Here is a 14091-nt window from a genome sequence, read left to right on the forward strand (position 1 = left end):
AAGAGCCGCAGGATGCATGAGACCCAACCCTTGCGCTTCAGCCCATTCGGCGAGGCGGCCATCCATTGCGATGCGGCCGGCGAGAAGCTCGACCATGCGGTGCAGGAGCGCATCTGGAGCCTGGCCGCGCTTGCCGCCGGCTGGCCGCATGTCCGCGAAGCGGTCCCGGGCATGAACAATCTTCTTCTGGTTTACGACCCCGAACGTGCCGATTTCGAAGTCATGCGCGCTGCTGTGGAAGAGGCATGGTCAACACTGGACGTGAGTCGCAGGCAAGGTCGCGTCGTGGAGATCCCGGTTTGCTATGGCGGCGAAGCAGGGGTCGATCTGGAGGAGGTGGCACGCCACGCCGGCCTTTCCGTCGAGGCTGTCGCCCAACGCCATGCAGCCAGCGAATGCACGGTCTATTGTCTGGGGTCGCAGCCCGGTTTCGCCTATCTCGCCGGCATGGATGAGCGTCTTGCAACCCCGCGCCGCGACGTGCCGCGCACGCGCGTCGAAGCGGGCAGCGTGGTGATCGGCGGCGCGCAAACGGGCGTTATTTCCTGCGATTCCCCGTCCGGCTGGCATATCATCGGTCGAACGGAGATCAGGCTCTTCGACCCGGATCGCGAGGCGCCCATTCTGCTGTCGCCTGGCGACCGTATACGCTTTCGCATTCAGGAGGTGCGCTGATGATAACGGTGCTTGCCTCCGGCCCGATGATTACCGTTCAGGACCTCGGGCGTCCCGGCTATCGCGCGTCCGGCGTTGGCCTGACCGGCGCCATGGATACGCTTGCCCTCAAACTCGCGAACCTTCTGCTCGGCAATGAACCCGGGGCAGCAGGCATCGAGATTGCCGCTTCCGGCCTTACAATACGCTTCGAGCAGGATATGGTTTTCGCCCTGACCGGGGGCGACTGCAATGCGCGGCTTGGTGAGCGCGCCGTGCCACCCTGGTGGACAATGCTGGCGCGAAAGGGCGATGTGCTTGCCCTGCAGCCGCCGCGCGATGCCTCTTTTGCTTATCTCGCTGTGGCCGGCGGCTTGTCCGTCGAGCCTGTCTTTGGCTCCGCAAGCACTGATCTGAAAGGCCGTTTCGGCGGTCTCGATGGGCGGGCGCTCCGGCCGGATGATCGCCTGCGGGTCAATCCCGCCGCCAATCCCGCGCCTGCGACGAACGGGCCCGAGGCCGGCTTCGGTCTTTCGCCGAGGCTTTTTGAAAAGACGCCTCACGAGCCGGCAATCCTGCGTATTCTCACTGCCGCCGAATATGATGCGTTTACCCCGGAAAGCCGCGATGCCTTATGGGAGAGCGAATGGCGGCTCGAGAGAAACAATAGCCGCGTCGGCTATCGCCTTTCCGGTCCGCAACTGCATCTTGAAGCGCCGATGGAGCTCTTTTCTCACGGCATTCTGCCGGGCGTGGTGCAGCTTCCACCTTCAGGTCAGCCGGTCGTGCAGATGGCCGATGGCAATACGTCAGGAGGCTATCCGCGGCTCGGCGTGATCATCGCAACCGATTTGAGGCGACTGGCCCAATCGAGGCCGGGTGAGGCGGTTCGTTTTGTTGAGGTTTCGCAGCGCGAGGCGCTGGCTGCCGCCCATGAGGAGGACGCTTTCCTTCGCAAGGTCGCACATTTCATATCGCTCGCCGCCATGAGGTCCAAGCCGTGAAACCAGCTGAAATTGCGGCGCTTGCAGAGCGCATGCGCGCGGTGGGCGCGTACGGCCTGGACGTGAACATGACGGGTTTTTCTCTCCGTGTCCGGCTTGCCGCCGCTGCTGCTGCGGAGAGGATTGTTCCGGACCGTGCGCGCAAACAACCCAGCAGTACCGTTGCGGCGGAGACGCCCGGCCTGTTTCGCGCCGCTGAACAGGTTCGGGGTGGGGCGGTTTCGGCTGGCGATGTGGTTGCTTTTATCGATGCGGGACCGCTGGCGTTTCCGGTTCTGGCCCACCGGGAAGCGCGCCTTGGCCTTCCTCTCGTGCGGGAGGGAGAGGCTGTGGAATTCGGTCAGGTTCTTTTCGAGCATGAGGAGATCTAGCATGCGGGTGATCGACATCAATTCGGATCTGGGGGAGGGGTTTGGCCCCTACCGCATTGCCGATGACGAAGCGCTTCTGTCCATCGTCTCGTCGGCAAATATCGCCTGCGGCTTCCATGCCGGAGACCCGTTGATCATGGATGAGACCGTGCGGATTGCCGTTCGCAATGGCGTCGATATCGGCGCCCATGTGGGGTTTGCCGACCGCATGGGGTTCGGGCGCCGTCAAATTCCGATGGATAGCCGCGAACTGGAAACCATGCTTCTCTATCAGCTTGGCGCGTTGCAGGCGATTGCGGGCGCTCACGGGCGCAAGGTTAGCCATGTGAGCGCCCATGGCGCGCTCGGCAACATGTCATTTGTCGACCCCGCGCTGGCGGCCTCTTTGATCCGGTCCTACAAGGCTTTCGATCCCGAGATGATTGTGGTGACCCTGCCGAACACCGAAGCCGAACGGGCTGCGCGCAAGGCGGGAATGCGCGTTGCCTGCCTGTTCCTCGCCGACCGCGCCTATGACGATGCGGGCCGGCTTGTGGCCCGCAATGTGGATGGCGCCGTCATCGCGGACCCGAAGGCAATCGCGCGACGCGTGACCCAGGCAATCGTTGAGGGCACGATCGACACGATTGAGGGCAACACCATTCGCACACAGGTGCACTCCATCCTGGTCCACAGCGACACGCCCAAAGCCGTCGATCTCGGCCAGTCCATCCGAGCTGCTGTCGAGACGGCAGGTTTCACGGTGTCGGGCCTGAGGCAACATCCAGACCTTTGAACGGTGGGACTGCTGCGCGAGATAGGTGGACCGTGCTTCTTTTAAATTTTCCCCTGGCTGCGAATAGAAAACACGACGGGACAAGATCTTGGCGACCGCCAAGGGCTCGAAATCGATGTGACCGTCGTCCGCAGCCGCTACGCGCGGTCCGCGCCCATCAACAGGCTTGTCCAGAAAGGCCTCAATCGCGGCGCGGTGCTCCTTGGTGGCGACAGTCTTCGCGCTATCGGCGGCGGTGCGAACGCAGGCGCTCTTCCGTTTCGACGATCTGCCGGCGTTGATGCCAGACCGCGCCCGCGGTCTCTATGTCCGTCTGCTGTCTGTGTCGTCTCCTTCAGAACCGGCAACCGGCGGCGGTTCAAAGCTGACGGCGTCTTTCTTGCCGGTGTCGACCGACAGCTTGAAAACATCCGGGCGGGCATAGTGACCAACCACATCCAGATCATATTTGCCGCGGGCGATGACGCGCCGATCGATTTCCGCAATCCTGATCATCTCGCCCGAAAAATCCGGCTCGACCAGGATATTGCCGAGCGGGTCGATGATGCACGATCCGCCGCGGATCAGCACGGTGGCTGGGTCATCGCCTTGAATGGGCGCGTAATCCGTCGGCGCATCGCCGCGGGTGAAATACTGGCAGGCCGACAGAACGAAGCAGCGGCCCTCGATGGCGATCGTCCGCATCGTCGGCAGCCAGGTATCGCGGTCATCGACCGTCGGCGCGCAGTAGAGTTCGACGCCCTGGGCATACATCGCCATGCGCAGAAGCGGCATGTAGTTTTCCCAGCAGATCACGCTGCCGATGCGCCCGAGCGGCGTTTCCGCGACGCCGATGGTCGATCCGTCTCCGAAGCCCCAGACAAGACGCTCCAGCGCCGTCGGCATCAGCTTTCGGTGCTTGGAAAGGAGTGCGCCCGTGGGGCCATAGGTCAGCGTGCTGCAAAACAGGGTTCCGCCGTCGCGCTCGATGACGCCGGTGACGAGGTGTACGCCATTGTCGCGCGCGACCGCGGCGAGGCGCTCTGCCTCCGGTCCCGCCATCTCGATCGCGCTTGCAAAGTAACGGCGAAAATCCTCGCGTCCTTCCGGGCTGCGCATGCCGAGGCGCGCGCCGAAATCCAGACCCTTCGGATAGCCGCCGACAAAGGCTTCCGGCAGCACCACGAGCTCAGCCCCTTGATGGGCGGCGTCATGCACGAGGTCGGCCAGTTTCTCTATGGTGCGGGGGGTATCGAACAATACCGGTGCGGCCTGAACCACGGCTGCTTTAAAAGGTTGGGACATGAAAACATTCCTCCGGAAAATCAGACGATGGCTCTGGTGCCGGGCAGGGGCTGGGCAATGAGGCCGGACAGCAGGGAAAGTCCTTCCTCCAGCACGTCGCGGTCGGGCGCCACTCCAAGCGAAATCCGCACTGCCTCGAGGGGGTGCGCGACGGTCGCGAAGGCAAGCGCCGGCACGATGGAAACGCCTGCCCGGTTCGCATGTTCGGCCAAATCCGATGCACGCCAATGCGACGGCAGGCGAAGCCAGAGGTGATGCCCGTGCGGATCGGCGGAAAAGTCCAGACCTGCGAGGTTGGTCGCGGCGATCTTCTGGCGGGCCATGTTCTCCGAACGGATCGACCGGGCGGTTGCATTGAGCGCGCCGGTTGCGATCCAGCGGCTTGCCAGCGCCGACATCAGCGGCGGCGCCATCAGCATGGTCGCGCGCAGGACGCTGGCGAGACGACGCGCTGCATGGTCGGAAGGGGTTGCGACATAGGCGACCCGTAGCGCCGGCGTGGCGCATTTCGAAAGGGTGGCGATGTGCCATGTGATATCCGGGGCGAGCACAGAAAGCGTCGGCGCCGGATCGGGCAGGAGAGCCGCATAAGGGTCGTCTTCCACGATCACGACGTCATGGCGGCGCGCAATCTCGGCGAGCGTCCGCCGGCGCTCTTCCGGCAGCGTTGCCGTCGTCGGATTGTCGATGCTGGGAATAACGTAAAGCAGCTTCACATGGCGATCCCTGCATGCCTTTTCGAAGGCGTCGGGCAGTATCCCGTCGCTGTCCATGGCCAGCGGCGCGATTGAAAGCGCCTTCTGGATCGCGACCGCCTTCAAGCCGGGATAGGTCATGGCGCCTGCGGCGACAACGTCGCCCCGCCCGAGCAGAAGGTCGCAGATAGCGAACAAGGCACACTGGGCGCCGGCGCTGACAACGAGACGTTCCGGGCCGAGACCGTCGATCCGCTCGCCAAGCCAGCGCGCGGCGGCAATCCTATCCGGCTCCGCGCCGGTGCTTTCCTGATAATGAAGATGCAGCATTCCCGCCGGGCTGTTCAGGATTTCCTTCAGCGTGTCGGGGATCATGTGGCCGAAAGCCGCGTCGGCTGGTTGCGGCGGAATGTTCATGCTGAGATCGATGAAGGGCGTGGCGTTCTCCGCTGCGCCGTATGGTATTTCGGAAATGAACGTGCCGCGTCCGGCCTGCGCCGACACCAGGCCGCGCCGGCGCGCCTCGTTGAAGGCGCGGGTTACGGTCGTCAGATCGACGTCAAGCGCTTCCGCGATGGCGCGCTGTGCCGGCAGGCGCTCTCCCCGGACGACCCGGCCGGACTGGATATCAGCCTCGAGCGCCTCGACAATGCCGAGATATTTCATCCGGGCACCTTCGATCAGTCGCGGTGTCCACATCGCCTTAAACTCCAAAAGCCATACAAAAACTATATATTGTATGGATATGTGTGTAAAGCGGATATGATGTAAGTCGACCAGATAGCGCCGTAAAAATATGTTTAAGCTATATAAACTGACTTTTTGTAATTGATTTGTATGTCGTGGCGGGAAGTGTATGGACGAAAATTGATTGCAATAGGCGCATACACGAACTATGTTTCAGCAAATTGTATGGCTCCGCGAGCATTCCACACGCGGTTGGAACATGGCCGCACAGCGCGGGTTGGCACATTATGGTGGATTACGATGACACGTTTCAGATCCTGCTCTCAGAGCTGAAACTTGAGGGACGATACAGGACATTCGCGTAGCTGGACCGCATCGCGGGCGCTTTCCCGGCAGTGCCGCGCCTGAGGCCGCACAATCTCGCAGTCGAGAGCGTAAAACAACACAAAGTGACAGGGTAAAACGATGAACTGGGTTCCTATAGTCCTCATCATTTTCAAGATTGGCGTGCTGGGCGCGACCATGTTCTTCGCAATCAAGTCGCACCGTGATGGAGAAAAGGAGCAGGAAAGAGAGAAGGCAGCCAACCGACGGGATGCCCCCGACGAGCACGCCTTGGATCCCTCAACGCCCGACTTGAAGGTCGATGGTTGACATCAAAGTGAACATAATTGGCCGACCTGCACTTAAAGAGGGCGCGTTGATTTACACATCAGGCCGGATTTCCGATCTGGTCGCGCTGAAACGCCTGGCCGCATGATGTGCTTGTCGAGGCCGGGCAGGGGCTCGGCTGGCGTGGCACCGTCCGCAAGGTCGCCCGAAACAGAATGGACATCAGCCCATGACAGAACCAAAAGACAATACGATGACCGAGACAAATGACCAATGGCCTCGGCTCGAACCCTGGCGTGTCGGCATCCGCGGCAAATGTCCGCGCTGTGGCAAGGGCAAGCTGTTTTCAAGCTTCCTCAAGCTTGCACCCCGTTGCGACGTCTGCGGGCTCGACTATGACTTCGCCGAACCGGCCGACGGCCCCGCCTTTTTCGTGATCTGCTTCGGCTGCGTGCCCTCGGTGTTCTTCGCCGTGTGGGCTGAAGTCACCTTTCAGCCCTCGATGTGGTTTCATGTCCTGGTTTCGATGCCGCTCGTTTTCCTGTCCTGCGTGCCGCTGTTGCGGCCGCTCAAGGGCTGGCTGGTCGCAAGCCAGTTTCACCACAAGGCCGAGGAAGGAAAGCTGGTCGAGCGAGAGGATGCATAGATTCGGCATGCTGGAGTATCCGTTCGAATGGACAACCTTTTGAAAGTCCACAGCTAGAGCGCGCCCCGGCAGCGGATAGGACGAGAGCCAGACGGTGTTTGCGATGACCTGCACCCCTTGCGTCCCTCGTTCAATTCGAGAGTCTGCGGGTTAGTGCTCTGCGCCCATTTATTGGACCGCCGGCTGTTAGATTTTTCCGGCTCTGATCACGATGGCGGGCTGGCAGCGCCACCGGGATTGTGCAACGCGATCGGGACGTTGTATCCGATCGCCGAATGAGGACGATCCTCATTATAGTGCTTACGCCAATCCTCCAACTTTTCGCGCGCATCCGCAAGGGTCATGAACCAGTTTGCGTTCAGACATTCTGCACGCAGCTTGCTGTTGAAAGCTTCGATGAAGCCGTTGTCGGTCGGTTTGCCAGGCCGCGAGAAGTCCAGCGTGACCTTGTTCACATAGGCCCACAGATCGAGGTCACGGGAGATAAATTCGCTGCCATTGTCGACCCGTATCGTCTTCGGATAACCGCCTTTCCTGCAAATCCGTTCCAGCGTTTGCACCACATCCTCACCGCGATAGGTAAAGCGCGGGTCGGTGGCCGGGCTGAAGCGGGAATGGATATCCACAATGGTCAGGATTCGCAGCTTCTTGCCTGCCGCGAGCTGATCATGAACAAAGTCCATCGCCCAGATATCGTTCGGCCCTACGGCCTCCTGGCGATCCTCGCGCAGCTTTACCTTCACCCGGCGTTTCGGGTGCTTGTTCCTGAGCTGCAGCCCTAACGCCTTGTAAATCCTGCGGGTCTTCTTGATATTGACCATCCAGCCTTCTCGTCGAAGGAGTACGTGAACACGCCGATAGCCAAACCGGACGCGTGTCTCGCATATCTCCTTGATCCGTCTTTCAAGAGCGGCCTGACCGATGCGGCGGGATTTGTAATGGTAGGTCGAGGTGTCGAACGTCAGAACCTTGCAGGCTCGCCTGATCGACACCCCCCAGTCCACCAGCATCCCATCCACAAGCTTGCGCGTTCGGGCAGGCCTCAGAGCTTTCGGCGGATGACATCCTGAAGCATCTCGCGGTCCAGCGTCAGGTCCGCCACGATCCGCTTCAGTTTCGCATTCTCATCTTCCAAAGCTTTCAGCCGGCGCATCTCGTCAGGCAGAAGACCTGCGTATTTTTTCTTCCAGTTGAAGTAGGTCGCCTGGCTGATCCCGGCCTTGCGGCAAATCTCCGCCACAGGCACACCGTCATCCCCCTGCTTCAGAATAAACACCTTCTGGGCGTCCGAAAACTTCGATGCCTTCATCTCTTCCACTCCTTCTCCCAGCCAGGAAAATACCGCGGAATACTCCAACAGCAAACGATCCAGTTTTCAGGGCGCAGAGCATTAGTGATTGGTATTTTGGTTGGTCTGCGTGGGCAAGGGCCTGTGCGGCTTCTGCATCAAAACCTTCCATTTCTCGCCGCACTTCGATCGGTGTCTTGTTGCCCAGCGATGAGTGCGGCCTGACATTGTTGTAGTCGTATCGCCACAGGGCCAGTTTCCGGCGCGCTTCCTCCAACGTGTCGAACACCTCTTCATTCAACAGCTCATCGCGCAAGCTGCCATTGAAGCTTTCGATAAAGGCGTTCTGCTGTGGCTTTCCCGGGTCGATATAGTGCCACGGGATGGAGCGCTTGTCGGCCCACTGCAAAATGGCCCGGCTGGTGAACTCCGTCCCATTATCGCTGACGATGCGGGCCGGCTTTCCATAAAGACGAACCAGTGCATCAAGCTCCCGGGTAACGCGCGCACCGGAGATGCTGGTATCGGCAATCAGACACAGGTTTTCCCGGCAGCAATCGTCAATCACCACCAGAACGCGGAATTTTCGGGAAGCGCCGAAGCTGTCCGACAGGAAATCGAGTGACCAGCGGGCGTTGGGATGTGCGGCCTGCGGCATCGGCGACAAGTGAGCCACGTGCCCGTTTGCGTCCGCGCCGGCGTTTTACCGACAGCCCCTCTTCGCGATAGAGCCGATAGAGCTTCTTGTGATTCATGATCATACCCTTGCGCTCAAGCAGGACGCCGATCCGGCGATAGCCAAAACGACGCCGAACATCGGCGATATCCTTCATCTCCTTGCGGACTTCCGGGCTGTCCGGCGGGCGTTGTCGCCGGACGGTCTTCGGGTCGACACTGACAAGCCTGCAGGCGCGGCGTTGCGAGATGTCGTGATCCCGCATCGCACGCAGCGCTGCATCTCGCCGCCTGCTCAATGTCGTCAGTTGTTTCCCAGGAGGTCCTTCAGCACGACATTGTCGAGCATCGTGTCAGCCAGTAGCCGCTTGAGCTTGGCGTTCTCGTCTTCCAAAGCCTTGAGACGGGCGGCTTCAGAAACCTCCATGCCACCATATTTGGCCTTGAACTTATAAAAACTCGCCGGGCTGAGGCCGTGCTTGCGGCAGATCTCGGACGTCGGAAGTCCGGCTTCCTGTTCCTTGATCATCCCAATAATCTGCGCCTCGGTGAAACGGCTCTTTCGCATAAATCTGCTCCATATGAATGAGCAAACTCTACATCAAAACGCGGGACCATGCGGGGGCAGGTCAGCGATGATGGGTCTTCTGGCCGCAAACGACGAGGCCACCGGTTCGGTAAAATTCGACGGAACCGAAATTCTCAACGCCCCGCCTAGGACGAATCGACATTCACCGGATCCAGATGGCGATTGCGGCAAGGTAGGCAAATCCCTCGAAGTGACGTCTTCACCTGTCATATCGCGTGGCGAAACGTCGGAAGTGTTTGAGCCGATTGAAGCAACGTTCGATACGGTGGCGGTAGGCTTCCGTATCGTGGGGAATGATGATCTTGCGCGAATGGTCCAAGAGGATGACCGCCGCAGCCTTCATGGCGGCAATCTTCTCACGCAAGGCATTGCTGTCATAGGCTTTATCAGCAAGAACAGCGCAAGCGGTCTGTCCTTCCAGAAGCGCTTCAGCCTGGGTGCAGTCGCCAACCTGTCCGGCGGTGACGATGAGACGTACCGGACAACCGAGCGTATCGGCCAGCATATGGATCTTGGTCGTCAGTCCGCCTCGCGAACACCCCAACGCCTGATCCTTTGCCCCCTTTTCCGCTCGCCGTCTGCTGATGGGCGCGGACGATGTCCGCGTCACCTTCGATATTTACCGACGGGGCAGCATGCCCTGGCACAAGCCTTTGTCCCTGCATGCCGTCAATGGCGTCAGCTTCGAGCTTCGCCCGGGCGAGACATTGGGTATTGTCGGCGAATCCGGCTGCGGCAAGTCGACGCTGGCGCGCGCCATCATCCGCATGGTGCCGGCAACAGGCCAGGCGCTGTGGAACGGCCGGACGAACCTGCTGGACCTGTCTGCGCGCGAAATGCTGAAATATCGCAGCGATATCCAGATGATTTTTCAGGATCCTCTGGCGAGCCTCAACCCGCGCATGAAGGTCGGCGATATCATCGCGGAACCGCTCATCACCCACCAGAAGGGCATGGCGAAGGAAGAGGTGCGCGAACGGGTTCAGGAAATGATGAGCCGGGTCGGGCTTCTGCCAAACCAGATCAATCGTTATCCGCATGAGTTTTCCGGCGGCCAGTGCCAGCGTATCGGCATCGCGCGGGCTCTGATCGTCCGTCCGAAGCTGATTATATGCGACGAGCCGGTCTCGGCGCTTGACGTGTCGATCCAGGCCTAGGTCATCAACCTGCTGATGGAATTGCAGCGCGAACTGGGCCTTGCGCTGATGTTCATTGCCCACGACCTGTCGGTGGTCAAGCACATCTCGACGCGGGTCATGGTGCTTTATCTCGGGCGTGTGATGGAAGTGGCGCCGAGTGACGAGCTTTATGCCTCGCCGCAGCATCCCTATACGCAGGCCCTGCTTTCCGCCGTGCCGATTCCCGATCCCGAAATCGAACGCAACAAGAAGGCAGTGCCCCTCGAAGGTGATCTGCCGAGCCCGCTCAATCCACCGTCAGGCTGCGTTTTCCGCACCCGTTGTCCCCGGGCGACGGCAATCTGCGCCGAAGAGGTCCCGGCTCTTCGCACTGATCCGGGCAAGGGGCCTCAACACAGTTTCGCCTGCCACCATCCGGGGCCGGAGATAGAGGGTGTCCGCGCCTGATTGCGTTCATCATTTGTGCGCGCGGACGGCCTCGCGCTTGCAGATTGAGGGCCGGTTTCCGCTTTTCCCGGACAAATGCTAAAGCATAATCCGACCGGAGCGAAGCGAGGATCGACAAGATTATGCGTCTCAAACAAATGCATAGAGCGCAGATCTGATCCAATCAGATCGAAACGCGCTCTAGCGGATTCGCTGCTCGTCTGCATCGAAGATGCACATGGCCTCGGGGTCGACCGTCAGGTGGAGAACCGTACCGGGTTTTGCGATCGCCGAACGTTCGACCTCCACGGTGCAGCTCACTTCGCCGATGGTGCCGTAAAGATAGCTCGCGCCGCCGAGAAACTCCGAGAAATCGACCTTGAACGGCACGGAAGACTGGCCCTCCTGCGCGATCTTCCAGTGTTCGGGGCGGATGCCGATCATGATCCGATCCCCGTCGCCGGGCCTGTCCGCGAGCGCGGGCAGAGCCAGCGCCGCGCCAGCCACCTCCGCCGCCGGGCCCTTTACGACGCCCGGCAGGAAGTTCATCTTTGGCGACCCTATAAAGCCGCCGACGAACATGTTGTCCGGGTCATCGTAAAGGGCCGCGGGAGAGCCGACCTGTTCAATGCGGCCGCTGCGCAGAACCACGATCTTGTCTGCCAGCGTCATCGCCTCGGTCTGGTCGTGGGTCACATAGATCATCGTATTGCCGAGTTCCCGGTGCAGCCGCGCGATCTCGATCCGCATGCCGACCCTGAGTTCGGCATCGAGGTTGGAGAGCGGCTCGTCGAACAGAAAGATTTCCGGATCGCGCACGATCGCGCGCCCGATGGCGACACGCTGACGCTGGCCACCGGAAAGCTGGCCCGGACGGCGATCAAGATATTCGGTAAGCTTCAGGATGTCGGCAGCCTGCCGCACCTTGCTCTCCACCTCGGCCCTGGACCGGCCTGCCACCTTGAGGCCGAAACCCATATTCTGCTCCACGCTCATGTGCGGATAGAGCGCATAGGTCTGGAACACCATCGCTATGCCGCGATCCGAAGGGTCCTCATCGGTGACATCCTTGCCGGCAATCAGCACATCGCCGCTGGTCACCTCTTCCAGCCCGGCGACAAGCCGCAGCAATGTCGACTTGCCGCACCCCGAAGGCCCGACGAAGACGACGAACTCGCCCCCTTCTATTTCGAGATCGACATCATGGATAACCTGAACTGCGCCAAACGACTTCGAAACCCGCCGAAGCGAAAGGCCGGAAGGCGCGCGGTCCTGTCTGAAGCTCTGCAATTCGCCGGTCGCCATCTTCAAGCCTCCCTGCGCAACCAGACCAGCATTTCGCCGGGTGCGCGGTTATCCCAGAGATAATAGGGGATCGCCTTCAGTGTCACCGGAGCACGCCTGGGGGGCGTTGTCACGTAGAGCGCATCGTCCGGCTGGCTCTCGGCAATGGCCTCGATCGCAAGGCCGACGGTTTCCGGCAGGTCATCGATATCGGCGACGCGAATCGAAGCGCCATCCTTGACGACATAGGCGTTCAGCGGCGCGTTGTTGTCAGTCTCCTCGACGCAATAGACCAACGGGCCGCGCAGGATCGCCGTTCGACCCTGGTCGGGCGCGACCTTCGGGTTCGCGTAGAGCATCTCGGCCTCCATGGCGAGATCAAGCTTCACCGTGTCGCCGGCCGACCATTGCCGTCTGATCCTGAGATAGCCCTTCTCGGGGCTCGCTGCCAGGGTTTCGCCATTCACCGACACGGCAAAGCCCTTTGCCCAGCCCGGAACGCGCAGCGACAAGGTGAATTCAACGGGCGTTTCCGGCGTCAGCGTAACAGTGATCTGGCCGTCGCGGGGATACTGCGTTTCCTGCCGGAGAGCGACCCTGGCGCCGGCCATATCAATCTCGGCTGTGTTCTCGCAATAGAGGTGCAGCGCCAGCTCATCTTCCGCGACGCCGTAAAAATAGGTTCCGATCGACGCCACCAGCCGCGAAATGTTCGGGGGGCAGCAGGGGCAGCGATGCCAGCGCCAGCGGTGATGCGCGCCATAGCTTTCCAGCGGATTGTCATAGAAGAAGCGGGTCCCGTCCCGGGAGATGCCGGACAGCGCGCCGTTGTAGAGCGCGCGTTCCATCACATCGGCAAACCTGGCATCCGGCTCGCGTCCGAGCATACGGCTTGACCAGAAGACGAGTGCGACGGCGGCGCAGGTCTCGGCATAGGCCGTCTGGTTCGGCAGGTCATAGTCGAAGGTCAGCCCCTCATTGGCTTTGGACGGTCCGAAGCCGCCGGTCGCATAGAGGTTCTTTTCGGTCAGATGCGCCCAGAGCGCCTCAAGTGCAGGATCGAGGCTGTCGTCGGAAAACTCGGTCGCCACATCTGCCATGCCGGCATAGAGATAAGCGGCGCGGACGGCGTGGCCGACCACTTCGCGCTGCGCGCGCACCGGCTTGTGGGCCTGGCAATACTCCAGCGTTCCAAAGTGGAAGTCGTCCGGCGTCTCGCCGCGCGCCTCGGCCTCGACCTCAAAATAAAGCGGCGCCTGACCGCGCTCATCGATGAAATATTTCGCCAGATCGAGATAAGGTTGTTCGCCGGTCACCCGGCCGAGCTTGACCAGCGCCAGCTCGAGTTCCGGATGCCCCGGATAGCCGCGCTTCCGGCCGTCACCGCGCCCGAACGTCCGGTCGATGCAATCGGCATAGCGGCACATGATGTCGAGGAATTTGCGCTTGCCGGTGGCATGATAATAGGCGATCGCGCCTTCGATCAGATGGCCGGCATTGTAGAGCTCGTGACGATCGCGCAGATTGGTCCAGCGCTGTCCAGGCTGGATGCGCTGATACCAGGAATTGAGGTAGCCATCCTCTGCCTGGAGACGGCCATAGGCGTCGATCACGGCATCGACGCGGGCTTCGAGTTCGGCATCGCGGCGGCGGTAGAGCGCGTAAGCCGCCGTTTCAATGCTCTTGCCGAAATCGGAATCCCAGAACATCTGGGTCGTGACCGTATTGCCGTGGTCGAAGGGGATCACGATGCCCGGATTGGGGACATCGGGATCGACCTGCTCCAGCATCCGCGCCTCGATGCAGCGATCGAACAGAAGCTTCGCCGTCGTCGTCGCGATCACGTCGACATGCGGTCCGAAGAAACCGCCGACCTCGACCTGATTGACCGCCAGCGGCCTGAATTTCGATTTCGGCCGAAGCGCGTCGGCAGTCTTGAAGGGGTTGGCTTCATTCATGTTT

Annotated in this window: 12 protein-coding genes and 2 pseudogenes; 7 read left to right on the forward strand and 7 right to left on the reverse strand. The window is 60.9% G+C overall.

Annotated elements, in window-relative coordinates:
- Positions 1-12: 12 nt before the first annotated feature.
- Genes pxpB through Mame_RS09140 form a run of 4 tightly spaced genes read left to right on the forward strand, consistent with a single transcriptional unit; the run spans position 13 to position 2804 of the window.
- Entirely contained in the window at positions 13-675 is a 663-nt protein-coding gene (gene pxpB, locus Mame_RS09125; protein ID WP_018067819.1) for a 5-oxoprolinase subunit PxpB, read from the forward strand.
- Positions 675-1658, forward strand: coding sequence for a 5-oxoprolinase subunit C family protein (locus Mame_RS09130; protein WP_018067820.1), 984 nt, complete (start codon positions 675-677; stop codon positions 1656-1658). The genes pxpB and Mame_RS09130 overlap by 1 nt, the downstream gene beginning before the upstream one ends.
- Complete coding sequence (locus Mame_RS09135) at positions 1655-2029, forward strand: biotin/lipoyl attachment domain-containing protein (protein WP_033411414.1); 375 nt, start codon at positions 1655-1657, stop codon at positions 2027-2029. The genes Mame_RS09130 and Mame_RS09135 overlap by 4 nt, the downstream gene beginning before the upstream one ends.
- 1 nt (position 2030) lies before the next feature.
- The gene (locus Mame_RS09140) at positions 2031-2804 is read left to right on the forward strand and encodes a LamB/YcsF family protein (protein WP_018067822.1); all 774 of its coding nucleotides are present in this window, start codon (positions 2031-2033) and stop codon (positions 2802-2804) included.
- A 303-nt stretch (positions 2805-3107) separates the two neighbouring features.
- Here the strand turns inward: Mame_RS09140 and Mame_RS09145 are convergent, their stop codons facing one another.
- Positions 3108-4088, reverse strand: coding sequence for a carbon-nitrogen hydrolase family protein (locus Mame_RS09145; protein ID WP_079920745.1), 981 nt, complete (start codon positions 4086-4088; stop codon positions 3108-3110).
- Between the two features lie 20 nt (positions 4089-4108).
- Positions 4109-5482 carry an aminotransferase-like domain-containing protein gene (locus Mame_RS09150; RefSeq protein WP_026174002.1) on the reverse strand — a complete coding sequence of 458 codons (1374 nt, stop codon included), beginning with the start codon at positions 5480-5482 and terminating at the stop codon, positions 4109-4111.
- Positions 5483-5935: 453 nt separating this feature from the next.
- On the opposite strand from Mame_RS09150, the gene Mame_RS09155 reads away from it, so the two are divergent.
- A complete protein-coding gene (locus Mame_RS09155; RefSeq protein WP_018067873.1) occupies positions 5936-6124 on the forward strand; it encodes a hypothetical protein in 189 nt (62 codons plus the stop codon).
- Positions 6125-6311: 187 nt separating this feature from the next.
- A complete protein-coding gene (locus tag Mame_RS09160; protein WP_235726898.1) occupies positions 6312-6728 on the forward strand; it encodes a DUF983 domain-containing protein in 417 nt (138 codons plus the stop codon).
- A 206-nt stretch (positions 6729-6934) separates the two neighbouring features.
- Here the strand turns inward: Mame_RS09160 and Mame_RS09165 are convergent.
- The 3 genes and pseudogenes from Mame_RS09165 to Mame_RS09175 form a co-directional block, all read right to left on the reverse strand.
- A protein-coding gene (locus tag Mame_RS09165; protein WP_155122068.1) for an IS3 family transposase occupies positions 6935-8037 on the reverse strand; the annotation gives its coding sequence in 2 pieces (ribosomal slippage) (positions 6935-7776 and positions 7776-8037; 1104 coding nt in all).
- Between the two features lie 88 nt (positions 8038-8125).
- Positions 8126-9259, reverse strand: a pseudogene (locus tag Mame_RS09170) (IS3 family transposase); the annotation flags it as partial.
- A gap of 220 nt (positions 9260-9479) precedes the next feature.
- Complete coding sequence (locus Mame_RS09175; protein ID WP_157624474.1) at positions 9480-9890, reverse strand: IS5 family transposase; 411 nt, start codon at positions 9888-9890, stop codon at positions 9480-9482.
- Between Mame_RS09175 and Mame_RS09180 the strand changes: the two are divergent.
- A pseudogene (locus Mame_RS09180) lies at positions 9865-10866 on the forward strand (oligopeptide/dipeptide ABC transporter ATP-binding protein). The gene Mame_RS09175 and the pseudogene Mame_RS09180 sit on opposite strands and share 26 nt — an antisense overlap.
- Before the next feature lie 180 nt (positions 10867-11046).
- Here Mame_RS09180 and Mame_RS09185 read toward each other — a convergent pair.
- Together Mame_RS09185 and Mame_RS09190 are read right to left on the reverse strand one after the other, a co-directional pair.
- A complete protein-coding gene (locus Mame_RS09185) occupies positions 11047-12150 on the reverse strand; it encodes an ABC transporter ATP-binding protein (RefSeq protein ID WP_018062971.1) in 1104 nt (367 codons plus the stop codon).
- A 2-nt stretch (positions 12151-12152) separates the two neighbouring features.
- Positions 12153-14087, reverse strand: a complete 1935-nt coding sequence (locus Mame_RS09190) for a glycoside hydrolase family 127 protein (protein WP_018062970.1) — start codon at positions 14085-14087, stop codon at positions 12153-12155.
- Positions 14088-14091: the final 4 nt, after the last annotated feature.

Source organism: Martelella mediterranea DSM 17316, assembly GCF_002043005.1.
GTDB lineage: Bacteria > Pseudomonadota > Alphaproteobacteria > Rhizobiales > Rhizobiaceae > Martelella > Martelella mediterranea.

Bases quoted from the DNA above. Each gene is read 5' to 3' on its own strand.
- pxpB (WP_018067819.1), top strand. From the start codon at position 13: ATGCATGAGACCCAACCCTTGCGCTTCAGCCCATTCGGCGAGGCGGCC.
- Mame_RS09130 (WP_018067820.1), top strand. From the start codon at position 675: ATGATAACGGTGCTTGCCTCCGGCCCGATGATTACCGTTCAGGACCTC.
- Mame_RS09140 (WP_018067822.1), top strand. From the start codon at position 2,031: ATGCGGGTGATCGACATCAATTCGGATCTGGGGGAGGGGTTTGGCCCC.
- Mame_RS09145 (WP_079920745.1), bottom strand. From the start codon at position 4,088: ATGTCCCAACCTTTTAAAGCAGCCGTGGTTCAGGCCGCACCGGTATTG.
- Mame_RS09150 (WP_026174002.1), bottom strand. From the start codon at position 5,482: ATGTGGACACCGCGACTGATCGAAGGTGCCCGGATGAAATATCTCGGC.
- Mame_RS09155 (WP_018067873.1), top strand. From the start codon at position 5,936: ATGAACTGGGTTCCTATAGTCCTCATCATTTTCAAGATTGGCGTGCTG.
- Mame_RS09160 (WP_235726898.1), top strand. From the start codon at position 6,312: ATGACAGAACCAAAAGACAATACGATGACCGAGACAAATGACCAATGG.
- Mame_RS09185 (WP_018062971.1), bottom strand. From the start codon at position 12,150: ATGGCGACCGGCGAATTGCAGAGCTTCAGACAGGACCGCGCGCCTTCC.
- Mame_RS09190 (WP_018062970.1), bottom strand. From the start codon at position 14,087: ATGAATGAAGCCAACCCCTTCAAGACTGCCGACGCGCTTCGGCCGAAA.